Source organism: Myxococcales bacterium (assembly GCA_016703425.1).
Classification (GTDB): domain Bacteria; phylum Myxococcota_A; class Polyangia; order Polyangiales; family Polyangiaceae; genus JADJCA01.
Map to the genome: position 1 here is coordinate 274,931 of JADJCA010000030.1, position 21,963 is coordinate 296,893.

The window sequence follows — 21,963 nt, forward strand, 5'->3', positions numbered from 1 at the left end:
TGCGTCCCTGTCGCACCGCGGCCTACCGAGCGGGCCAGCGCGTAGGCGTCGGAGGAGCTTTGTTCGGGAGCCTTAAGGTCCGGCTACCGGTGTCGTTCTCCGGGGGTGAGGTGATGCTTGAACCAACGTCCCGTGTTCGTTGTGGGTGCCGGGTCGAGGTCGTCGCGAGGCGGGGAGGGGGTCCCCGAATCCGGCCGCATTCAAGAGGTGACCGCCGCGATCGCTGAGCTGGGTCTCCATTGGGAGCGACTCCCGGACCTCGCGGCGCTGCGGGACGCGCTTGAGGGCGAGGAGAAGCCAGGTCGCGAGCCCCTGGCGGTCTTCGTGCCGGCGGGGGGAAAGCTCCTCTCCGACGCGTGCCTCGCGCTGCGAGCTCACGCGCGCTTTGCCCAGGTGCCCGCCTTCGGCATCGCCGCCAACCCCGACGACCTGACGTTCGTCGATCTCTTTCAGTCGGGCGGCGACGATCTGGTGCCGCCGCTGCGGTCGAGCGTGCTCCGGCGCCTTCGCCCGCTGCTCACACGGGCCGCCGGCGAGCCGCCGAGTCGACGTGCCGCGACGGTCATCATCGCCGGCTCGGACCGCATCTGGCGGTCGGTCCTCGGGCGCACGTTCTGGAACGGCGGCCTCTCGGTGCGGTTCGCCGACGACCCGGCACAGTGTGTGGCCGACGGCGGCGCCGAGGGGGTCCGCCTCGTCGTGGTCCTCGACGAGGAAGGCCGCTCGACCGTCGACTACGTGCGCAAGGCGCGCGCCGCGGGCCAAACGGCGCCCTGGATCGTGGTGGCGCCGCCGCGCCGCTTGCGCGAGGTTTCGGCGGAGCTGCGCGGCATCGAGAAGGCCGCCGTCACCGACGCCTTCGCGCCCCCGGAGAACGTGCTCTTCCTCGCGAATGAGCTGGGCCGTCCCCGCGGCGAAGACGCTCGCGCGAGTGCTCGCCTCTTGTTCGGCACGCGCGTCTCGTTTCGCGTCGCCGGCCGCGAGACCGATGAGGTCGGCTTCACGTACAACATGAGCGCTGGCGGCCTCTACGTTCGTACCGCCGCGCCGGTCGATCCGGGGACGACGTGTGGCTCGAGCTGTGGCCGCCACGCAGCGAGCGGCGCGTGCGGCTCGTCGGCCGAGTCGCGTGGCGCCGGCACCTCGGCCCCAACGACTTCGCGACCGTGCCCGCCGGCTTCGGTGTGCAGCTCACCGACGGCCTCGGCGGCGACCTCGACCGATGGAAGGCCGGGTATCGGGCCTACGCGGCCCAGATTCTGGGGCCCAACACGAGCGCCATTCCCCAGGAGGACGCATGCAAGCCGCAGCGATGATGCAGCCCACGGTACCGCCGGAGCAGCGCGCCCTCGCTGCCAGCGTCCGCGAGGAGCTGTGGTTCGGCGAGAACGATCCCGAGCGGACGCACCTCGAAGCGTCGCGCACGATGGCGGCCCACGCCGCCGTCGCCACGGGCCTGAAACCGTTCCCCGCGGTCGCGCAGAACGCCCTCGCCGTCTTGTCTGACCCGGACGCCCGAATGAAGGCCATCGTGGAAGCCATCGAACGCGACCCGGCGCTCGCGTCCCGTGTCCTTCGCGTGGCGAACTCGGCGCAATACAGGGGCGCGCGCAAGTGTTCGAGCATCAACGAGGCCGTGGTGCGCCTCGGCAGTCGCGAGGTGCACCAGGTCGTGGCGTCGGTGGCCACGATGGGCATGTTCCAGGATGGTTCGGGCCTAGGGAAACGTTGGCGTGAGCACCTCGTCGGCGTCGCCGCCGTGGCGCGCATCCTGGGCGAGGAGCACGGGACGCAGATCGCGGGGCAAGCCTTCCTCGCGGGCCTCGTCCACGACGTCGGAAAGCTCTTGTCGCTCCAGGTGAAGGAGATTCCCTACGAGACCTTGGCGCCGAAGCTCTTCGATCACGCAGACGAGCTTCACGTGGTCGAGCGAATCCTCGTGGGCTACGACCACGCCGTCCTCGGAGGGCACGTCCTCTCACAGTGGCGCTTCCCGGAGACCATTTCGCAGGTCGCCGCCTGGCACCATCAGCCGGGCCGCGCCTTCACGGAAGGTGGCGAGGTGGGACTCCTCGTCGCGCTGGTTCGCTTGGCCGACGCCGTCGAGTACCGCGTCGGAGCGCCCCTCGACGAGGCGTACTTGGACGAGGTCGCGCGCGGCAGCGCCGCGGCGTACCTGGAGATCGGAACGCGCACGCTCGTAGCAAAGTGGCCTCGCTTCGTGGAGGCCGTTTCAGACATCCACGCCGTCATGCTCGGCTGAAGCTCGCGTTGAAGTTTGAGGGGGAAAACACGTAAGGGTCGTGAGGTGGCTCCTCACGGCTCTCCTGTCGCCGCCGTCTTCGCCGACTCCCTGTCCCCGGCAAAGACGGCGGCGAATTCGCCTCGTCCTTAGCGCAACGTGAGGTCGTCCGTGGTCAGCCGTGGCCCAGCGCTATCGCACCAGCGGGTGCGCGCGCCACTGCCTCCCGCGCCGTGGCGTCGACGGGCCCGCGCGCTCGCGTGCACGCTCACTGGAGCTCTCTTCCTAGGAACTCGAGCGTGCGCGACCAAGCGAGCGTGGCCGACGCATCGTGAAACGCGGCCGGGTCGGCACGCCGCATGAACGCGTGCGGTCCCGGGTAGAAGTGAAGCTCAAAGCTCGCGCCGGCCGCTGCGGCCTTGTCGCGAAGCGCTCGCGTGCGCTCGGGGGTCACGTGGGCATCGCTCTCCGAGTAGTGCCCGAGGATGCGCGGCGACTCCGGACCGAAGGTCTGGAACGATGCAATCGGTAGCCCGTAGAACGGGACCGCGCAGCGGAGGCCTGGCACGCTCGACGCGGCCGCGAGCGCCTGGCCCCCGCCGAGGCAGAAACCCATGATGCCAACCTTGCCGTTCGACCGCGGCTGGCCTCGCAGGAACTCGAGCCCCGCGGCGACGATCTTCATCGCCTCGGCGGTCTTCATGTCGTTCGCGAGTTGCATGGCTTCGCTCGCGTCGGTGGTGAAGCGTCCGCCGTAGAGGTCGATGGCGAGCGCGACGTACCCCTCCTTCGCGAGGTCGTTGGCGATGCGCCGGATGTCATCGTTCAGGCCCCACCACTCGTGGACGACGATCATCGCTCCGCTCAGCGCGTCGCCCGCGGGAAGCGCGAGCTCCGCGTGGACGGAGCCTTGGGCGCTGGACGAGAGGGTGATGGCTTGGGTCATGAGGCCTCCTGGGGACGGCCACCTCTACCACATGGAGCGCGCGGCCTGCGGCGGGCCGGACCATGTGAACTGACGCAACGAGTCGTCAGAGGAGTCAGTGGCCTACTTCCCGACTTTCTCGATCTTCTCGCCCACCTTCTCGACGCCCTTGCCGGTCTTCTCGACGGCGCGTTTCGTGTCCGCCTTGATGCCGTCCGCCGTGTTCCGGCAGCCGCTCCCCAAGAGGACGACGAGCGACAAGCACCATGCGGCGACGAGGCGAGGGGCGATGAACATGAGCCGAGTATGCTCCAGCAACTTGTTTGGTGCTCGCATGGAAGGTTGATGCCTGCGGGCCGCGTCGCGCCGCCCCCCAACCTCGCGCTGCGCCGCCGCGCTGACGCCGGCAGCGAATCCGCGGCTAAGGCAACACGAAGGTGTAACCCGGCTTGGTGGCGCAGAGGGCCGTGACCGAGCTTTGCGTGCCCGTGAACTGCCACGTGGTCGTGACCGTCGTGATGCCATTCTTGACTTCGGTCATGGTGCAACCGCCCACGGCACCGGTCTTGTCGCACGCGGCGACGGTTGTTCCGAACACCGCGCACTGACTCTTGGCCGTCGCGAACAGGCCCGCGGGCATGTTCGTGTAGACGTAGTCGGTGCACGTGTGGCCGGCATCGAGCGCCAAGTCACACCCAAACGCCGTCGGTCCGGCATCCGCCACGCTCGTGTCGGCCAGAACGCTGCTGTCGGTGACCGCGCTGGCGTCGCTCGGCACGTTGCTGTCGCTGACGGCGCTCGCGTCGTTGCTTGCGCTGGCGTCGCTGCCGCCTGCGGCTGTGGTCGCGTCACTGCTGCAGGCTGCGTGAGCGAACGCGAGGAGAAGAACCGGAACCACCCACCCAATTGTCTTCATCCGTCCCTGTAGCAGGGCGCGCTATGGAAAGGGACCGCACGTACATGCGGTGCGCGCCATCGGTCAAGGCGTCGCCCCGACATGGGGCGAGTTCTGCGGGCATGCGCCGCTCGCGCGCACCCGCCACGGCCGCGATCCGCGTCACGCAGCGTTCCTATTCGCGTCCACCCTTGCTCCGCACAAGCCGCTGCGCCGGGTAGATGCTCCTGTGTCCCGTCATCAAATAGGCGAGCACGCAAACGATCCCCACGTGCGGTAGTGCGCCTCCGCCCACGAGCTCCACCGCCATGATCGAGAGCGCGAGCGGCGTGTTCGACGCCGCTGCGAAGACGCCCGCCATTCCCACCGCCGCCCCGAGCGGCAGCGGGATGCCCAACACGCCCGCCATCAGGTTGCCGAGCGCTGCGCCCACGAAGAAGAGAGGCGTCACTTCGCCACCCAAGAAGCCCGCAGCGAGCGTCACCGCCGTGAAGAGCAACTTCGCCGCGAACGTGAAGCCTGCGAGCGTGGGATCGTCGAATGCACGAACAATCGTAGGAATCCCCAGCCCCAAGAAGTCGCTCGTTCCCGAGCCTCGCCACATCACGACGAGGACGGCGCCGCCCAGCGCCATGCGCAGCGCCGCGTTCGGCACGAAGCGCTCCGCGAGTCGCTTCAAGCGACTCACGAGCTCGATGAACGCCGTCGTCGTGCCCGCGACCGCTGCCGCGAACACGAGCCACTTCGCGAGCAGCACCGCCGTCAGCGCGACGGTCGGCGCCGAGGGATACGCCGTGTGAACGATGCCCACGCCGCGCGTCGTCATGTCGCCCACGACCGCTGCAACGAGCGCTGGCACGAGCGCGCGGTACTCGATTTTGCCGAGCACGACGAACTCGAGGCCGAAGACTGCGCCCGCGATGGGAGTCCCGAAGACCGAGCCGAAACCCCCGGCGACACCTGCCGCGAGGAGGTCCCGCCGCAGCCGCGCGCTGAGTCTCAGTCGATGCGAAAAAAAGTCGGCGAGGCTCGCGCCCATTTGAACGGCCGTGCCTTCGCGGCCCGCGCTTCCGCCGAACAGATGTGTCAGCACCGTCCCCACGAGCACCATCGGCGCCATGCGAACGGGAATCTCCGGCCCTCCTTCATGAAGTCGATCAATAACGAGGCTCGCGCCTCCTTTGATCGAGGTGCCGAAGCGGCTGAAGGCCCATCCCATGACGAGCCCGGCGGCGGGTAGCGCGTAGACGAGCAGCTCGTGGCGCATGCGCAGCAACGTGGCTCGCTCGAGCAGCCAAAGGAAGAGCGCCGACGCGAGGCCGCAGAGGAGCCCTACCGCGGTGCCACCCGCGAGCCACTGGGCCAGGGAGATGAGGCGCTCTCGTGTGGTCACTTCGATGGGGGCGAGGAGCGGCGTGAATCGCCGCGGTTCGCGAGGGCAAGAGCGGGCGATGATAGCCTCTTGGCAGTGGCCGCGGCCTCGTCACGTGTAGTCGGTCGGTACGTTCTCCACGACCCCATCGCTTCGGGCGGCATGGCCGCCGTGCGGATCGCACGCTTCCATGGACCGGAGGGCGTGACGCGGGTCGTCGCCATCAAGCAGCTCCACGCTCAGTTCGCGCAGAACCCGGAATTTTCGACCATGTTTCTCGACGAGGCGCACGTTGCCTCGCGGATCCGTCACAAGAACGTTGTGCCCGTTCTGGACGTGGTGTCGGCCGACGGTCAACTGCTGCTCGTCATGGAGTACGTGCCGGGCGCGTCGCTCGCGCGGCTCATGCAACTCGCCGTCGCGCGGGGCGAGCTCGTGCCGCCGCCCATCGTCGCCGCGGTGCTCGTCAACGTCCTCGACGGACTGCATGCGGCGCACGAAGCCCGCGGCGACGCCGACGAGGAGCTTGGCGTGGTTCATCGCGATGTGTCGCCGCAGAACATCATGGTGGGCACCGACGGCGTCGCGCGGGTGCTCGACTTCGGCATCGCGAAGGCGGTGGGTCGCGCCCAAACCACCCGCGAGGGGCAGCTCAAGGGCAAGATGGCCTACATGGCGCCGGAGCAGCTGCGAGGGCAAGGTGTCGACCGACGCACCGACGTCTACGCGGCGGCCGCCGTCCTTTGGGAAGCGCTCGTCGGTCGACCCGTGTTCCTCGGCGACAACGACGTCGAAGTCTTCGGCAAGGTGCTCGCGGGGGCCACGTCAGCGCCTTCGCACTTTCTGCCGAGCGTATCGCCAGCGCTCGACTCCATCGCGATGCGAGGTCTCTCGCTCGAGCCGGGCCTCCGCTTCGCCACGGCCCACGAGATGGCGCAAGCGCTGAGGGCGAGCGCTGAGCGCGCCTCGCCGAGTGAGGTCTCCGCCTGGGTGAACACGGTGGCCAGCGATGACCTGGCGACCCGCGCCGCGCGCGTGGCCGCGGTGATGGCCCTCTCCGACGAACCCGACGACAGCTTCGGCGGCGGAATCTCTCCGTTGGACCTCGACGCCCCCATGTTCGCCGGCATCGACGGGGCACGCGTCGACTTGGCCGGCGTTGAGTTGGCCGGCGTTGAGTTGGCCGGCGTCGCGCCGGAGCAGGCGCCGACGCAGCTCATGGTCTCGCGCGTGGCCATCGCCGCCGCCGCGGCGCACGAGTCGCGCGCGCGCGCCAAGAAGAAGCGCCGCTGGGAGATCGCCCTCGCGGTGCTTATCGGAATTGGCGCCGTCTTCGCCATCGTCTTTCGACCCAAGCGCGCGACGCACGAGGCCGAGCACGTGCCCCCGGCGACGGCCGCCTCGGTTCCCTCGACCGTTGGACCAACGGCCGCCGTCAGCTTGGGCGTGGAGGGCGCCCCACCGGCGGGGCCCCCGCAAGTCGCGGCCGACGCGGCTCCGTCCTCCGCGGAGCCGGCGCGGCTTGTCGACGCGTCGGCGCCGCGAGCGCCCGGCCCACGCGGGATGCCCGCGGTGAAGCCAAAAGTGAAGCCCAAGGCGAAAGACGACTGCGATCCCCCGTTCTATTTCGATTCCGCCGGGACGAAGCGCTACAAGCGAGAGTGCAACTGAGCACCCGATGGTTCGCCGCTCCCTCGTGACCACGCTCTTCGTGGTCGCCACGTCTGTTCCAAAGGCCTCGCCGGCGGGCGCGGTGCAGCGGGAGACGTGCATGGGGGCCGCCGAGTCGGCGCAGGAGCTAAGACGGCAGGGCAAGCTGCGCCTCGCGCGTGAGCAATTGGCCGTCTGCTCCCAGAAGGGATGCCCCTCGTTCGTCCGCCGCGATTGCTCGACGTGGCTCTCCGACCTGGAGCGCGCGATGCCGTCGGCCGAGCTCGTCGCACGCGACCCCGCCGGCCGGCCGCTTACCGACGTGCGCGTTCTTCTTGATGGGACGGTCGTGGCCACGAGCCTCGCGAAGCCGGAGGCGGCCTTCGTCGAGGTTGACCCGGGGCCGCATGCCTTCCGCTTTGAGCGACTCGACGGCACCTTCGCGGAGGTGAAGCAAACGTTTGGCGAAGGCGAGAGGACGCGCGTGGTGGCCACCTTGGTCCCCAAGAGTGCGCCCGCCACGCCGCCCGCGCCGGTTGTTCTCGAACGCCCCGTCCCCGCGGCCGCCTGGGTCTTTGGCGGGCTGTCGGCCCTTGCCGTCGGAAGCTTCGGTGTCTTCGCGGCGCTCGGCGCATCGGAGTACGGCGCGCTGGAGCGCACGTGCAAGCCCCGCTGCACGTCGGCCGAGCTCGACCCGGTGGAGTCGAAGTTTCTCATCGCCAACGTCTCGCTCGGCGTCGCGGCCGCGGCGCTTGGTGTCGCCGCGGTCTTCTATTTCTCCCGGCCGAGCGTCGCCGCAGCGGCACGGCTCGACGTGCGCCCGCTCCCCGGTGGCGGCGCGGCGACTTTCAGCGCGTCGTTCTGAGACGCGCGCGGCTGCGATTGCCGCGCGCCTCGAAAGTTCCGCCGCGGGCTCCGACGCCGGCCTTGCGCTACGCTACCGGAGCGTGCGCGCCGCGGTCCTCGTCCTCGCTTGCTCCGTCGGTGCCACCACCGCTTGCGGCATCGTGGCGTTCTCCACGGATTCCCTGACGGGCGGCGGCGAGCCCAGCAGCACCAACCCGGCCTCCAATCGCGACGCCGACATCACCTCCGACGCCAGCGTTGGCTCCGACTCGTCGGTCGGCGACGCCGCTGTGCCTCTCCCCGATTCCACGACGCCGCCGGCGAGCGACGGCGCCGTTCTGCCCGACGGCGCCTCTGCCGTGGGCTGCCCGGCCAATCCTTGCGGGCCGGGCAACGTCTGCTGCTACGTCAAGCAGAGCCCCACGTCCGGTGACTTTGTTTGCCAGCCGACATGCCCCACCGACCCTGTCGACTGCGCCGGGCCGCAGCAGTGCGGCACCGCCGCGCCGCTGTGTTGCGCGCGCGTGGGCTTCGGCCCTGGCTCACTGCCGAATTGCCCCATCGAAGCCGTCGTGACCAAGTGCGCCGCGAGCTGCACGACCAACTTCGCCCTAAGCTGCAACGTGAACAACACCATGCGCCTGTGCCACGAGAAGGCCGATTGTGCGTCGGATCCGCAGAACAAGAACTGCTGCACCTATATCGGGACGGGCGTCAGCTCGATCGTGTGCGTGAGCGACCTCATCCGCGACGTCGCGGGCTTGTTGTGCGTTCCTTAGCGGAGCGAATGGCGCGCGGTGCCGCCGCCGCCGCGCGTGGCGCCGGCGTCCGTTCTATGTCTGCCTCTCGTTGCTCGTGCTCGAGGAGCGCGCGCTTGCGTTCGAGACCCCATCGATAACCCGTCAGCGCGCCGCTCTTGCCGACGACGCGGTGGCACGGCACGACAACGGCGATGGCGTTCGCTGCGCACGCGGCGGCGACGGCCCGCGCGCTCTTGGGAGTGCCTAGCGACGCGGCGAGCTGCGAATAGGTCGTCGTCTGCCCCCTGGGAACGCGCGAGAGCGCCGCCCACACGCGACGCTGAAAGCTCGTCCCGCGAACGTCGAGCGTGAGGTGCGAGGCGAACTGCGGCTCTTCGATGCGCAGAACGGCGTCCGCGACCGTTCTCGCGAAGGGCGCGTCGCCGCGGCGCAGCGTGGCGCGCGGGAAGCGCTGCGCAAGGTCGAGCGCGAGCGCCTTCGGGGAGTCGCCCAGCAGAAGGGCGCAGACGCCACGTGTCGTCCTTGCCACGAGCACGTGCCCCAGCGAGCCGCGCGCCGTGGCAAACGTGATGACCTCACCGGCGCCGCCGGCGCGGTACCGGGACGGCGTCATCCCGAGGATCGCGTCGGCCTCTTCGTAGAAGCGGCCAGAGGAGTTGTAGCCGGCGTCGACCATCGCCGCCGTCACGCTCGTCGCCTCGCGGAGCCCCGCCCGTGCCCGCGCCGCGCGGCGCTCGGCTGCGTACTCGCGTGGCGTAAGGCCCGTCGTGGCCTTGAAGAGGCGCTGCGTATGAAACACGCTGAGCTTGGCGCGCTTGGCCAACGCGGCCAGGGAAGGGATCTCGTCGCTCTCGTCGATGCACCGGCAGAGGTCGCCCACGAGGGCCGCGCGACGCTCAGGGGCTGGCGCCTCGTCGGGGCGGCATCGCTTGCACGGACGAAAGCCGGCTTGCCGTGCCGCGAGCGCCGTCTCGTGGAACGCCACGTGTTCGGGCCGAGCGCGACGGGCGCCGCACGACGGGCGGCAATAGACGCCGGTCGTCCTCACCGAATAGAAGAACGTCGCGGACGGATCGCGCGACTCGAGCGCGCGCCAACGGTCGTCGGTGGCGCTAAAGGTCGAAGCTTTGGAGCGAGTTCGGTGGAGCGGCATCGAGTTCACGCGATCACGTTAGCCGGGGCGTCTTGCGCCGCACTCCGGTCCTTGCGCTTGAACCCGGAGGGCGCCATCGTTCCCCTCGCAAGGGCTACGAGGATACGTTGAGAAGCGATGAAGGTCCTCCGCTCCCGTTCGCTGCGCCACCGCATCCTCTTCGCGTTGGGGCTGCCCCTCGTGCCGGCGTGCCATGAGACCCCTCCGCCGGGGACGCCGCCCGGCCCTCCGTTTGGGGCGGCGGTCCCTACACCTCCGGCGACGGCGGCGATCCCTTCTGCATCCATCGCCCCGAGCGAGCCGGGTGCAGCGCCGGAGCCGCTGCGGTGCGGCACGGCTGAAGTGCGCGAGTCTCTCTGCGGACTTTTGCCTCCCGACTCACAGGGCGGCTCGGCGGGTCTTCCGGCCTGCGGCGCGACGGCCCAGGGGCTGATTTGGATTGGCGAGCGGCGCGCCATCAACGCGCGGGCCCTCGAGCCCGAGTCTCCCGACCTCGTGAACTTCTCCTTCGACGCCAAAGGCACGAGCGAATACGCCGCGGTGGCCAGCACGGATCAGGTCAACAGGCGCTGTTGCTACCATCGCTGTGCGCCGCTTAGGGTGGTCACGAACACCCGCGCGACGATCCCGCAGGGCCGCTCCACGAGGCTCCAGTGCATCCCGGCGCCGGCGAAGACGCAGCACCCATCGGCGGCGGCGCCGCAGTGCCCGGCGGGGGTGGAGCTTCCCATCAGTCACTACGGTGCGCGGCACGGCTTTGACAACGCACCCATCAAGCGTGCGACGGACACGGAGTGTTGCTACGAGGTCCTCGAACCGTGCACCGGGAGTCGCACCGAGCTGCCCGACGGGCAATGTGTGTATCCTACACGCGGGCGGCCCTTGCGGGAAGGCGGCGTCGCGGTAGTGGCCGAGACGACGGCGCGCCCCGGCTGGACCGAGGCCATCACCGTGGGCGATTGCGCGACGGGCGAGCGGCAGCGAGCCGCCGAGGCGTGGGCGAGGGAAGGGGCCCTGGAGCACGCGTCGGTCGCCTCCTTCGCCCGCTTTGCCCTCGAGCTGATGGCCCTGGCGGCGCCGGCGCAGCTCGTCGAGGCGGCCCTCGAGGCCGCCCGCGACGAGGTGCGCCACGCCGCTGCGTCCTTCGGCATCGCCTCGGCGTTTGCCGGCGAGCTGATCGGCCCAGGGCCGCTCGCTGTTTCGACGGGGCTCGTCGCGACCGACCTCGTGCAGTTGGCGGAGGCTTGCCTTCGTGACGGCTGCGTGGGGGAAACGGTCGCTGCGCTGGAGGCTGCCGAAGCGGGCCGTCAGACGAACCTCGCCGAGGTCTCGAGCGTTCTCGCGCGCATCGCCGACGACGAAGCGCGGCACGCCGAGCTCGCCTACCGCGTCGTGGCCTGGGCGCTCCGCGAGGGTCGCGCGCCGGTGCGTTCCATCATCGAGCGCACCCTCGCCGAGGTTCACGCCGAGCTCGCCGTCTCCACCCTCTCCCCCGCAAACGTGAACGTGCCCGTGCCCGTGGACGACGACCGTTTCGGCGTGCTCTCCCCCACCGCCGCTCTGGCCGTGCGTCGCCACGCCCTCTCGGAGGTCGTCGCCCCGTGCCTCACGAGCCTCCTCACGACCTCGTCTGATCCTGCATCGGCGCGCGCCCAGCCCTAAGGAGCGGCCTTCTTCGTCGCCGTCGGCGCCTCGCCGACGCGATCACCCTTGAGCCACGTGTATTCTGCCCGCTTTTCCGTCGCGCCGTCGCGCGTCACGGAGACGCCCTGGAAGACAGGCTCGATGCCGTAGCTCTTCTCGAAGAGCGGCCCATCTTGAAGCTGAAAATGCAGGTGCGCCTCGCTCGAGTTTCCCGAGTTGCCGCAAAGACCCAACACGGCGCCGCGCTTGACCTTGGCGCCCACTCTGACGCGCAGTTTGGCCGGCACAAGGTGCGCGTACACGGAGTAGAGCGCGTCGTCGTGGCGCACGATGATCACGTTCCCCGGCGCCATGTACGCGTTCATGGCGCCCGGCTCGTTGTCGGCGACGCCGTCCACGGCCGTGATGACCGTCCCATCGGCGACGGCGAGGACCTCTTGGCCGTACGCGTAGTAGTCCGCGTTCTTTTTGCCGTCGCCCCTGTGGGTCTTGCCGGCGTCATCGACGACCACGAGATCGGCGGCGCGCCGCTGGCTCTTGTGGGTCACGTGTTGGTTGACCTCGAGGGAGGCGCCGCCCCAAAAGACGAACCACTGGCCGCGAAAGGGCAGGCCCATGGAGAGCGCGCTCTTTTTGACCTCCGGGTCGGGAGGCGGCGGTGCCGTGAATTTGAGGCCGAGCACCCTGCCAGCGCCGTCGACGCTCAGCTCGACGCGCCAGGCTCCGCGCTCGGCTTCGAAGCGATAGACGCCGGAGCGCTCGCCGCCGCGTCCCGGCTCGCGCACGGCGTTCTTGAGGGGCCCCTTCGCCTCCAGGATGGAACGCATCCAAGGTCCGGCCTTCTCGAGCGGCAGCACTTCGCGCATCGGACCGCCCAAGAGCGCAACGACGCCGGGGGCGTCGCTCGCATTGACGAGCCGGAGGAGCTCGGCGGCGACCTCGTCGACGGTGCGCGACGCGGGCGCCGTCGGCGCCGCGACCTTCGGGCCGGCGTCGTGGCTCGCCGCCGTGGCCAACGTGGCAGGCGCCGGCGGCAAAGACGGCGAGGTCTCCGCTGCGCCGCAGGCGGCGACGGGGAACAGTGCGAAGAAGGGGAGGGCGCGGCGCATGCGCCGGTGATACCAGACGCCGCGGTAGTGTCCTGAGTCAGAAGTTCGCTCGCCGAATCTCGCGCCCCCTCGTCGAGCGAGGGGCGCGAATTCGTCGGCCAAAGTCACAGGTGTACTCGGTTCCTGTCCTTGTTCGACGTGTGGTGAACCTCTGATTCACCACACTAGCGCGCAGTCGCGGGCGACGCCCTACTTGCAGCCGCCCGTGCCCGCCGCCGGAGCGGCCGGCGGCGTGAGCATCGGAGCGCCCGAGAAGTCGAACATGTCGAGCAGAGCGTCGCTGTTCGCGTCACGCGCCGTCAGCGCCGGCAGGCCCCAGCGCGCCTCAATGAAGCGGAGGATCGACGTGTGCTCGTGCTGCTCGTGCGACACGAAGTGCTTCTTGGCCCACGGCGAGAGCACCAAGAGCGGCACGCGAATCCCCAACTGGTTGAACTCGGCCTGGTCGGGGCTCGGCGGGCAGGCCTTCGGCGGCGGCACGTGATCGAAGAGGCCGCCCGATTCGTCCCAGACAAGGAAGATGGCGGTCTTTGCCCAAAGGGGGCTCTTGGTGGCCGCCTCGTAGATGCTGCGGGTCCACGCCTCGCCCTTTTGCACGTCGGCCGGCGGGTGCTCGTCGTCGACGTTCTCCGTGGAGTCGACGAACGAGACGCTCGGCAGCGTGCCGTCGCCGAGGGCCTTGAGAAAGGCGTCGACGCTCGCCACGCCCTTGTGGTCTTTCTCCCAGCCGAGGGTGCCTTCGAGCGGCTCGGTGGGCGTGTAGACGCCCCACGTCACGCCCTTTTCGTCGAGCGCATCGAAGATCGTCCGCTTGCCCGTGGGATAGCCGTCCACGAGCGTGTTCTTGATGCCGTAGGAGCTGCCGAGGAGCAGGTAGTTGCGGTTTGCAAACGTCCCCGAGAGAACCGACGAAAACATGCGATCGGAGATCGCGTAGGTGTTCGCGAGGAAGTAGTAAAACGGCAGGTCCGTCTGATCGAAGTACGCGATGGCGTAGTGGCCATCGCCCGTCGTGGTCGCGCCGGCGTTCGTCAAGAAGCCGTCCATCTTCCCTTCGTTCCACTGCTTGTGCATGCCGTCCCACTGGTGCGGCGGATCGGCCTTGAAGCACGTGGTGTCGGCGTGGAACGGCGCCACATCGACGCCGGCCTTGTCCTTGTTGGTGAAGGTGGCCGGCCACGTCTCGATGTCCGGCTGGCCGGCCTTCGGGAGGGCGCCGAAGTAGTGGTCGAAGGAGCGGTTCTCACGCATGAGCACGATGACATGCTCGATGGGCATCTTCGCCGCCTGCGCCGCCGCCGCCGCGCCAAGGGTTGCCTCGACAGTTGCGCCGGCAGGCAGCTCGCACGCGGCCCGCGCGACCTTTAGCTGCTCAGGCGTGAGGGCCGCCGTTGCGTCGGCACCGCCGTCGCCGGATGCCGCTGGCGAGGGCGTGGATTCCGAAGAGCTGCAAGCGCCGAGCGCGCCCAGTCCTACGAGGAGAGCCAGGGGGAACGAGCGGACGAAGGGAAGGAGAGAGAGAGAGGGCATGGGCGGGGATTCTAGCGGAAGCGCGTCGGTGTGGGCGACCGCCGCGACACTCGCGCCGTGTATGCTCGCGCGCATGACGACAGCCGACACGACGGCCCGCCTCGAGCTCATGAGGCACTTCTCCGTGCCGATCTACTCGGCGCTGCTCGAGGGATTCACCGAGCGGCGAGAGGAGCTCCTGAGAGACCTTACGGCCATGTCCCGAACCGTGCCCTCGCACAACGTGACGAACCGCAATTCATGGCACTCGGCGCCGGATCTCCATCTCGGAGGCCCTCCCGCGAGCGTGCGTTGGGCGGTCGCGACCATCGAGCAGATCGCCGCCACGGCGCTCGCCGATCTCTACGACGGCTTTCGCACGCTGGAGCCGCGCGTGGTGGAGAGCTGGGCCGTGGTCGGCGGCACCGGAGCCTGGCATACGGCCCACAACCACTACCCGCGCGCATGGTCGGGCGTCTTGTACGTCAGCGCCGAGCAATGTGCGGCCGCCGATACGAACGATCGCTCCGGTAAGATCGAGTTTTTGAACCCGCTCTCCGTCGCGCCCGCCTTCTATTCGGCGGGCAGCGTCGCCTACGCTCCCAAAGACGGTCTCCTTTTGCTATTCCCTGGCGCGCTCCAACACATGGTGCACCCCAATGCGACGCCGAACGAACGCGTCGTCATCAGCTTCAACCTCGACATCGCGCGCCGCGCTCGCGTGGCCTCATAGCTCGTCCCCGCTTATCAGAAAAAGGAATCCATGAATCACTCTCGCAACGCTCGCCTTCTCTGTCTGGGTGCACTCTGCACGAGCGCCGGTGCCTACGTGGCGTGTGGCGACGACACGTCCAACAGCGGCGGGGCGCTCGACGGCGGCACGACGCTCGACGCGTCGGTCGAAGCCTCAACGACGACCGACAGCTCCGTGACGCTCGATGGATCGACGCCGCCACCCGACGCTGGAAAAGAGGCGGGGCCCTGGTGTGGCGCGCTCGATAGCGGGGCGCTGTGCCCCGTTGGTGAATGGAGCGCGTCGGGGGCCGACGGCGGCGCGGCGACCTGCAAGGCGTGCCCCACGGCGCCCATCGCCTGCGCGACGGACTTCGCGACCCTTCTCAGTGACGGCGGCGTGGCGCCGCGGCTCCCGGTCTACGACAAGGTGACGAAGCAGCTTCGCGTGACGATCCCCGCGGGCCGTCAACAGATCGTCGAGGTCTCCAATGCTGAGGTGGCCGTCAGCTCTTGTTTCGGCTCCGGCAGCGCTACGCCCCAGGCGGTACCCGTCACGTTGGCGGGCGATGTCATCACCTTCGATCTCACCGCCGCGGCGGCTGACGCCGGCTCCAACGTCGGCCCGTGTGGCGTCATCAAGGTCACCGTCAAGGATGCGTGCTGCACCACGAGCACCGTCACCGTGACGGCCTTCTGGGACGCGGAGATCAGTCAGATCACAAGCGGCGGCTGCGGCGACGCCGGCTGAACCCGGCGGGGCCAACTCGACGAGCGGCTTGAGCGAGCCCGAAGCGCCAGCTTGGGCGCGTCGCGCGCGGTAGATTGGGTCCGTGTATCGCCTTTCGCGGCCCGCCGGCGCCCTCGCGCCCCACATCGAACACTACTGGCACGTTCGTGCGCCAGCCGGTTCGGACTTCGACCTTACGGTCGACGTCTACGTCGATGCTCGCGCCGACCTGATCTTCAACTTTGGAGCGCCGTACACCCGAACGCTGGTCGGAGCCCGGGGGCGGCGCATCGGTCACTCAAACCTTGACGCGCAGCGGCTCAAGCCGATTCGCATAAGGCAACGAGGCGACGTCGAGGTGTGCGGTGTTCGCTTTCGTACCGCTGGGCTCATGCCATTCGTTTCGCACGACGTCGCCGCGTGGTGCGGGAAAGTGGTGCCGCTCGCGTCGGCCTTTGGTCCTGAAGCGCTGCTCCTTGAAAGAGCGCTTCGGGCCGCCGGTGCGAGTATCGACGAGCAGGCCAAACTCCTCGACACCTTCTTTCTCGCTCGCCTCGATCTGAGCGCCACCAAGCGCGCTGTTCACCGGGTGAAGTCCGAGATCGAGGCCCACGGCGGCGAACTCACGGTCGGCGCCTTGTGTGAGCTGGCCCAAACCTCCGCGCGAAATCTCGACCGACTCTTTCGGCGTCATATGGGCTTCGGCCCAAAGACGTTCTCGCGCGTGGTGCGCTTTCAGCGCGCGCTCAATCGCGTGAAGACCGATCTCTCAGGGACCCTCGCGGGCGTCGCCGCCGAGTGCGGCTATTACGACCAGTCGCATCTCGTGCGCGAGTTTAAGCTGTTCGCGGGGACGGCTCCCAAGCACAAGGCGGGGTACTTTCCCGCAGACGCGCCGGTGGACTTCAGCCCGAACCTTGTCCGGTTTGTACAAGACGCGCGGAGCAAATGAACCGAGCTTGCGGGCCATGAGCGCAAAGACGACGCGACGGTTCTTCTCTCGCGAAACAGAAGTTGAGGTCGATATCCACGCCGCGGCGGCCACCGTTTGGGCGCTGCTCACAGACGGGGCCGCGTATCCGCGATGGACCGCCACCGTGGTCTCGCTCGAAGGGAAGATCGCCGTCGGCGAGAGACTCAAGCTCCGTTCGAGCCTCGACCCGAAACGAACGTTCACGCTCAAGGTGCGGGTGTGCGAGGCGCAAGAGCGCCTCGTCTGGGGCGACGCGATGGGGCAGCGGACGTACGAGCTCGCGTCCTCCGCGCCGGGCGTCGTTCGCTTTCGCATGCACGAGAAGATCGGAGGGCCGATCTTCCCCCTGTTCGCGAGCATGATTCCGCCCTTCGACGAGTCCTTCGATCGCTTCGCCGCCGACCTCAAGAAGGAAGCCGAGACGCGCGCCCACGACGGGGCGCCACGAGGCGAGCCTGCGGGGTCCGCGTAAGTCGACCCTGGGCGGGGGCGCGATCCCGGAAACTTCTTTCCGACGTGAGGGAAGATATCCGACCTTTGGCGACGTAAACCGGAGCGACCAGGACGAGCGAGCCGTGAGCGGAGAGCGTCGTGAGGCGCGGCCCGACGGCTCGCGATCGAACTAGGTCCATCCAAGGAGCCTCTTCGTCATGAAATCTGTCGCCCTTGCTTCATCCCTCTTTCTCCTCGGCCTCGCGGGTTCTCTCGTGGGGTGTTCCTCCACGATCGACACCAGCGACGAGAGTGAGAGCGAGGTTCGCAAGAAGCCCAAGGCGAACGAGAACTGGTCGTCGCTCACGGTGCAGCTTCCCACCGGCAGCTGCCAACCTGGCGGCAGCTGCAGCCGTCCCCTCGGCGCCGCCGCGAGCATCCTGCTCGACGGATCGGCCGTGACCCTTGGCGCGGCCAACCGCATCAAGCCCGGCGCGCACACGGTAACGGTGAACGGGTCAAGCACCACGGTTACGCTGGCCGCGGGCAGCAGCAAGACGCTTGTGCTCCCGACGGCGCGCCGCAAGTGCCAAGCGGCCAACCTGCCAAGCGTCGCGCAGACGGACTTTGGGGCCACCGTCGCTCTGTCCAACGCTGCCTGTCCGTCTTCCGCCTCGCTCACGGTAAACGGCACCGTCGCCAAGCCCGGCATTACGCTCCACACGTACAACTGGAACTGCCCGCGGCCAACGTGACCGGGTCGCTCAATGCGTCGATGAACGCGGCGAGCTGCAGCACGATCCGAACGGACCGTGTCTACTCGGTCAACGTCGACGGTCGCTGCATCAACCTCCAGCAGACGCGGCCTGACGGTCAGCACGGCATCAACCCGGCGGAGGCCTGCAGCGCCTATGTTGCCGGCGATCTCTCATGGCTCAACGCCGGCTCCGTGACCAACGTGGCGCAACTGCTCGACTACGATTTGGCGTTCGTCCCCGGTGACTACTCGGTGGCCATCGGCACAGGTTCCGGCGCGACCTCCAAGAAGTTCACGCTGAAGGAAGGCAACACCGCCGAAATTGACCTCGCCCTGCCCGTCATCGGCAGCGTGCCGACCACGTTCTCGACGAACATCTCGTTCGCAGATCCGCGTGAGCTCCCGGACGCAGCGGCGGCCACCATCACGTCGACCTGCTCCGGTGACCGGTCTTACGCGGTGCCCGCCACCAGCACCACGGCGCTCAAGCTGAAGGCCTTCGCGGCCTCGAGCTGCGTCTACACCTTCTCGGCCGGGGGTCGCACCGTCGCGCTCAGCCAGAGCAGCGCCAACAACATCAAGCTCCAGCGACTCGACATGGACCACGTCGAGGTCACGCGCGAAGACGGGTCCACGTACACGGTCGCGGGGACCTACGAGCTCTTCTTCGGAGGAACGCGCGTGGCAGGGCCGTTCAACACGAACACCGGCGTCGATCTCTTGCCGGGCACGTACGAGCTCGTCACGTCGTTCACCACGGTCGACGGCGCACAGACGCAGCGCGAGACCATCAACCTCTGAACGGCAGACGCCTCGGGCGGCGGCGCGAGGTCGCCGCCGTCTGAGTCGTCGTCGCGCGGCGCGGGCCGCCGCGGCGGCGTGCCAGTCAGAAGTGGTACCCGAGCGCTTCGAAGTCGATGACGAGATCGCTCGGACGTCGGGGGTCGTAGCGAATCGGAACCTTCGACTTCGGTTGCACCGCCGAGAACGCCAAGAGATGCACGTACGCGTCGGTGAATACGCGCGTCACGACCACGCCGGCGTCGCCCTCGACCACAGGAATGTCGAGCTCGAGGCGGAGCAGATAGAGCGTTCGCCCAAGGATGACACCTCGTGGGGCGACGGAGACCACCGTGGCCTCCGCTGGCCTGCCGCTCACACGCAGCTCGTCCGTTCTTTCGCTCGACGTGGAGGCGTCTGGGATGAGCCCCGCACACGCCGTGGCGCTTAGGAGAAGCGCCGCCGCACAGGCTATCGAAGTCGCACGCACACCGGCAGCCTAACCCAGTTGTCGTGCGACGTGCGCACGACCGCGAGCGCGAGAAGCGTGCACGGAGGTGTCCGCGGGGGGGGCGTGCATCGGCGCAAAGGCCTGTCCGTCATACCGCGTGATGAGCCGCGGCTCCGGTATCATCGGGCCGCGGTCACGCACTCGGATGAACGTCTCACACGGTCCTCGCGCCCTCTTGCTCTCGTGCGCTCTCGTCGCCGGTGCGCCGGCGTGCGGGCACGGTGTGCCGAGCGCGGGCGTTGCGCGCGTGCGTGTGACCGGCCGAGCAAGCGCGCTCGACCCCTATGCCTCGCGCCTCGCGGCGGCCACGTCAGCGCTCGAAGGCCTCGTCGGGCACCCACTCGAGATTGAGATCGACGGAGCGCTTGCCCCCGAGAGCTCCTCGTTTGGGGCGGATGTGGCGCGAGAGATCGAGACCCTCGTCTCGGACCTCGCGTGGCGCCGAGCTCGACGCGACCCGGTCTTCGAGGGGCTCATGCGCGAATGGAAGCGCATCGAGGTGCACTACGAGCCCGTGAACCCGAGTCGCCTTTTCGACCCGGCGCGCGGCGCGTTGATCGTTCGACTCGGTGTAGGCGCGAGGTGGGAGGCCGGGCGCGCGCTCCGAGACGAGCTCGATCGTCGCTTTGAACGACGCTACGAGGGGACGGTTGCCGAGCAAGTGCCGCGCGACGAGCTGGCGCCGTACGCAGGGTGGCTCTCACGGCAGGCGCGTGGCGACGATGCGCAGCGAGGCGCGCGCGCCTTGGGGCCGCTCCTGGCCGTGCTTCCGCTCCTGCCGCAGGAGGAGCAGCGCGAGTCGCGCCTGGCTTTGCTCCGGGGCGTGTGGATTGCGCGGGCGGGCACGCTGTCGCGACCGGTGGTCGCGCTCGACGGCACGACGCAGCGGCTCTTCTCGGAGTGGGCCGCGCGCACCGTGTCTCAGCTCGACGCCGAAGAGCTCGATGTGCTTGTGCGATCGGTCGTCACGGCGCCTCCGCTTCCCGGCCTCGACGCAGCAACGCTCGTGATGCTCGCCTCCGACGCTTGGGCGCGGGCGGGCCGTCCGGTGCTCGCGTTCGCGGCGCCGGACGCGCAGCTCGCGACGTTGCCGCCACTTGTCGGCCGCGTACTCACGCCGGGACCTTCGTGCCCGAACCCGATGCTGTACGAGGCGATCGGCCGAAGCGACGGTCTCGAGTCCCTGGCCAAGCGCCTCGATGGCGGAGACCCGGTCTTGCGCGCCATCGTGTTTCTCCACTTGAGCGATGCCAACTGCGACGCTGGCCGCGGTAGCGTGTGCCAGCGGGTGTTGGGTGCGTTCTGCAAGCAGGGCTTCGCGTCGCTTCCTCGAGACCTTCCACAGGAACTCGCGACTCGAGCGACGACTCGCTGCGGCCGCGGGAGAGAGCACAGATGAGGATCCGAGACATCGCTGCAAGGGGGCTCTTCTTGTGCGCGCTCGGCGCGCTGCCGACGGCCTGCGGCGGAATGGCAGGCGGCGGAGGCGGGGGAGGAAGATCGGCCGATGCCATCGCGACGTCGGGCGCAGAGCGCACCCGCATGCGAGCTGCGCTCGAGGTGCTGGGCCGCGAGCTGGGGCACCCTGTTGACGTACGGGTCGACGCCGCCCTCGTCGACGGCAATCCCTTCGCTCCCGTTCGGGTGGCGACGCTCGTGGAAGATCTTGCGCGCGAGGTGGCGAGCGTCAACCCAGCCTCGCCCAGCTCGTGCCGGAGCGGCTGCAGTCCCGCGACGGTGCTCGCGACGATGGTCGATGCTCGCTCCTTGTGGGCAACCGTGCGGCTCATCGAGCTTCGCTACGACGCGTCGCCGCCGACCCCGAATCGGCAGGCCGTCGCGTTTGAACCCAGCACGGGCGCGCTCACCTTCCGCGTGCGACCTGACGGACTGTCGAGCGCGATCGATATTTTTCCCGTACGTCGCCAGGTGTTCTACCGAGCGCTCGAAGCCCGGTTCCGAGGCCGCCCGCACGCGACCATCACTGCCCCCGAGCTCCCCGCCTACGTATTTTTCCTGACCCATGCCATCGAGCGCGTTGAAGAGGCGCGCAACACGGTGCCCTTGGTCTACGTGGTTCCGCGCTTGACGGACCTCGCGCTATCGGTGGCCCGTGGTCAACTCGTCGCCGCGCGAATGTTCATCGACGACAACTTCGCGCCGCTCTACGGCTCGCCGGAGATCGAGCAGGCCTGGGCGCTCTGGTACCGCACCTATGCGCCGACGCTCGACGAACGAGAGCTGCGCGCGGCCGCGCATCTCGTGTTCAATCGAGCCCGCGGAGAGCTGCCGGGCTTGCCTCCGTTCGAGTACGCGCTCGCGCTCCTGGCGGCGCAGGCTGGGAAGCGCGGCGCAGCCGACGCCACGGTGCTCGCCTGCGCCGACCATTCCCGGTGTTACGGGCCGCTATGGGACTACCTGGTCGATCGTCGATTCCCCGACCGCAGGAGGCGGCTCGCCGCTGCCCTCTTGGGCGCGAGAAGCCCCGGCTTCGTCGAGTTCGTGGCGCTTCGTTTCTACGAGCAGCGGGAGGCCGACAAGGCGGAGCTTTTGTCCTTGCTCGTGAGCGATCCGGCGGCGTGGTCCGCCGCGTTCGTTCCCGCGCTGCTCTCCCTCAACAGCGTGAGCGAGGAGCTGCTCGTGGCCACGTGGCGGAACAGCCCAACGCTTCGGGTCCCCATGCTTCGGGCCATCGCCTCCGTCGCCACCATTCCCGCGACTGCGATGCCACGCCCGGTCGCGCAGATGAGATTTGACGAAACGCCGGTGGGCCTGGCGTCGCGCGCCTTCAATCGCCTGGCCTACGTCTGCCGAACCCCGGAGCGGGCCGCCTTCATCGCGCTGGCCTCGCAAAACATCCCCCCCGAAAACCCGGTTTGGAAGCATCGCCTCAATACCGGTGGTCGTCCCTGTGAAGCGCAATGACGACGCACGAGGGTCTG

Annotated in this window: 22 protein-coding genes; 14 read left to right on the plus strand and 8 right to left on the minus strand. The window is 68.9% G+C overall.

Features of this window, described 5'->3' with window-relative positions:
- Positions 1 to 207 precede the first annotated feature (207 nt).
- The gene (locus tag IPG50_37840; GenBank protein MBK6697911.1) at positions 208 to 1,506 is read left to right on the plus strand and encodes a hypothetical protein; all 1,299 of its coding nucleotides are present in this window, start codon (positions 208 to 210) and stop codon (positions 1,504 to 1,506) included.
- A complete protein-coding gene (locus IPG50_37845; protein MBK6697912.1) occupies positions 1,499 to 2,263 on the plus strand; it encodes an HDOD domain-containing protein in 765 nt (254 codons plus the stop codon). The genes IPG50_37840 and IPG50_37845 overlap by 8 nt, the downstream gene beginning before the upstream one ends.
- Positions 2,264 to 2,510: 247 nt before the next feature.
- On the opposite strand, the gene IPG50_37850 is transcribed toward IPG50_37845, so the two are convergent.
- The 4 genes from IPG50_37850 to IPG50_37865 all read right to left on the minus strand — a co-directional run bounded on the left by IPG50_37850 (position 2,511) and on the right by IPG50_37865 (position 5,455).
- On the minus strand, positions 2,511 to 3,188 hold the full coding sequence (locus IPG50_37850; protein ID MBK6697913.1) for a dienelactone hydrolase family protein: 678 nt from the start codon (positions 3,186 to 3,188) through the stop codon (positions 2,511 to 2,513).
- Positions 3,189 to 3,290: 102 nt separating this feature from the next.
- Positions 3,291 to 3,464, minus strand: coding sequence for an entericidin EcnAB (locus IPG50_37855; protein MBK6697914.1), 174 nt, complete (start codon positions 3,462 to 3,464; stop codon positions 3,291 to 3,293).
- A gap of 124 nt (positions 3,465 to 3,588) precedes the next feature.
- A complete protein-coding gene (locus tag IPG50_37860; protein ID MBK6697915.1) occupies positions 3,589 to 4,065 on the minus strand; it encodes a hypothetical protein in 477 nt (158 codons plus the stop codon).
- A 172-nt stretch (positions 4,066 to 4,237) separates the two neighbouring features.
- Positions 4,238 to 5,455, minus strand: coding sequence for a chloride channel protein (locus tag IPG50_37865; GenBank protein MBK6697916.1), 1,218 nt, complete (start codon positions 5,453 to 5,455; stop codon positions 4,238 to 4,240).
- 69 nt (positions 5,456 to 5,524) lie between these two features.
- Here IPG50_37865 and IPG50_37870 point away from each other — a divergent pair, with 69 nt between their 5' ends.
- From IPG50_37870 to IPG50_37880, 3 genes are all read left to right on the plus strand, one after another.
- Positions 5,525 to 7,105 (plus strand): protein kinase, encoded by a 1,581-nt coding sequence (locus IPG50_37870; GenBank protein MBK6697917.1) that lies wholly within the window; start codon positions 5,525 to 5,527, stop codon positions 7,103 to 7,105.
- A 7-nt stretch (positions 7,106 to 7,112) separates the two neighbouring features.
- Positions 7,113 to 7,949 carry a hypothetical protein gene (locus tag IPG50_37875; protein ID MBK6697918.1) on the plus strand — a complete coding sequence of 279 codons (837 nt, stop codon included), beginning with the start codon at positions 7,113 to 7,115 and terminating at the stop codon, positions 7,947 to 7,949.
- An 82-nt stretch (positions 7,950 to 8,031) separates the two neighbouring features.
- Positions 8,032 to 8,709: a hypothetical protein gene (locus IPG50_37880; GenBank protein MBK6697919.1), complete on the plus strand. Its 678-nt coding sequence runs from the start codon at positions 8,032 to 8,034 to the stop codon at positions 8,707 to 8,709.
- Here the strand turns inward: IPG50_37880 and ada are convergent.
- Positions 8,672 to 9,844, minus strand: a complete 1,173-nt coding sequence (ada, locus tag IPG50_37885) for a bifunctional DNA-binding transcriptional regulator/O6-methylguanine-DNA methyltransferase Ada (GenBank protein MBK6697920.1) — start codon at positions 9,842 to 9,844, stop codon at positions 8,672 to 8,674. The two genes, IPG50_37880 and ada, sit on opposite strands and share 38 nt — an antisense overlap.
- Before the next feature lie 117 nt (positions 9,845 to 9,961).
- Here ada and IPG50_37890 point away from each other — a divergent pair, with 117 nt between their 5' ends.
- Positions 9,962 to 11,506, plus strand: a complete 1,545-nt coding sequence (locus IPG50_37890) for a ferritin-like domain-containing protein (protein MBK6697921.1) — start codon at positions 9,962 to 9,964, stop codon at positions 11,504 to 11,506.
- Here the strand turns inward: IPG50_37890 and IPG50_37895 are convergent.
- On the minus strand, positions 11,503 to 12,597 hold the full coding sequence (locus IPG50_37895; protein MBK6697922.1) for a M23 family metallopeptidase: 1,095 nt from the start codon (positions 12,595 to 12,597) through the stop codon (positions 11,503 to 11,505). The two genes, IPG50_37890 and IPG50_37895, sit on opposite strands and share 4 nt — an antisense overlap.
- Positions 12,598 to 12,786: 189 nt before the next feature.
- Positions 12,787 to 14,127 carry an alkaline phosphatase family protein gene (locus IPG50_37900; protein MBK6697923.1) on the minus strand — a complete coding sequence of 447 codons (1,341 nt, stop codon included), beginning with the start codon at positions 14,125 to 14,127 and terminating at the stop codon, positions 12,787 to 12,789.
- 73 nt (positions 14,128 to 14,200) lie between these two features.
- Between IPG50_37900 and IPG50_37905 the strand changes: the two genes are divergently transcribed.
- The 6 genes from IPG50_37905 to IPG50_37930 all read left to right on the plus strand — a co-directional run bounded on the left by IPG50_37905 (position 14,201) and on the right by IPG50_37930 (position 18,531).
- Positions 14,201 to 14,839: a hypothetical protein gene (locus IPG50_37905; protein ID MBK6697924.1), complete on the plus strand. Its 639-nt coding sequence runs from the start codon at positions 14,201 to 14,203 to the stop codon at positions 14,837 to 14,839.
- Between the two features lie 30 nt (positions 14,840 to 14,869).
- A complete protein-coding gene (locus IPG50_37910) occupies positions 14,870 to 15,589 on the plus strand; it encodes a hypothetical protein (protein ID MBK6697925.1) in 720 nt (239 codons plus the stop codon).
- Positions 15,590 to 15,671: 82 nt separating this feature from the next.
- Entirely contained in the window at positions 15,672 to 16,520 is an 849-nt protein-coding gene (locus IPG50_37915) for a helix-turn-helix domain-containing protein (GenBank protein ID MBK6697926.1), read from the plus strand.
- A 16-nt stretch (positions 16,521 to 16,536) separates the two neighbouring features.
- Complete coding sequence (locus tag IPG50_37920; protein ID MBK6697927.1) at positions 16,537 to 17,013, plus strand: SRPBCC domain-containing protein; 477 nt, start codon at positions 16,537 to 16,539, stop codon at positions 17,011 to 17,013.
- Between the two features lie 178 nt (positions 17,014 to 17,191).
- Positions 17,192 to 17,728 (plus strand): hypothetical protein, encoded by a 537-nt coding sequence (locus IPG50_37925; GenBank protein ID MBK6697928.1) that lies wholly within the window; start codon positions 17,192 to 17,194, stop codon positions 17,726 to 17,728.
- Complete coding sequence (locus IPG50_37930) at positions 17,725 to 18,531, plus strand: hypothetical protein (protein MBK6697929.1); 807 nt, start codon at positions 17,725 to 17,727, stop codon at positions 18,529 to 18,531. Before IPG50_37925 ends, IPG50_37930 begins: the two co-directional genes overlap by 4 nt.
- Positions 18,532 to 18,616: 85 nt before the next feature.
- On the opposite strand, the gene IPG50_37935 is transcribed toward IPG50_37930, so the two are convergent.
- Positions 18,617 to 18,889, minus strand: a complete 273-nt coding sequence (locus IPG50_37935; GenBank protein ID MBK6697930.1) for a hypothetical protein — start codon at positions 18,887 to 18,889, stop codon at positions 18,617 to 18,619.
- Positions 18,890 to 19,166: 277 nt separating this feature from the next.
- Between IPG50_37935 and IPG50_37940 the strand changes: the two genes are divergently transcribed.
- On the plus strand, positions 19,167 to 20,420 hold the full coding sequence (locus tag IPG50_37940; GenBank protein ID MBK6697931.1) for a hypothetical protein: 1,254 nt from the start codon (positions 19,167 to 19,169) through the stop codon (positions 20,418 to 20,420).
- Positions 20,417 to 21,946, plus strand: a complete 1,530-nt coding sequence (locus IPG50_37945) for a hypothetical protein (protein ID MBK6697932.1) — start codon at positions 20,417 to 20,419, stop codon at positions 21,944 to 21,946. Before IPG50_37940 ends, IPG50_37945 begins: the two co-directional genes overlap by 4 nt.
- The last annotated feature ends 17 nt before the right edge of the window (positions 21,947 to 21,963 follow it).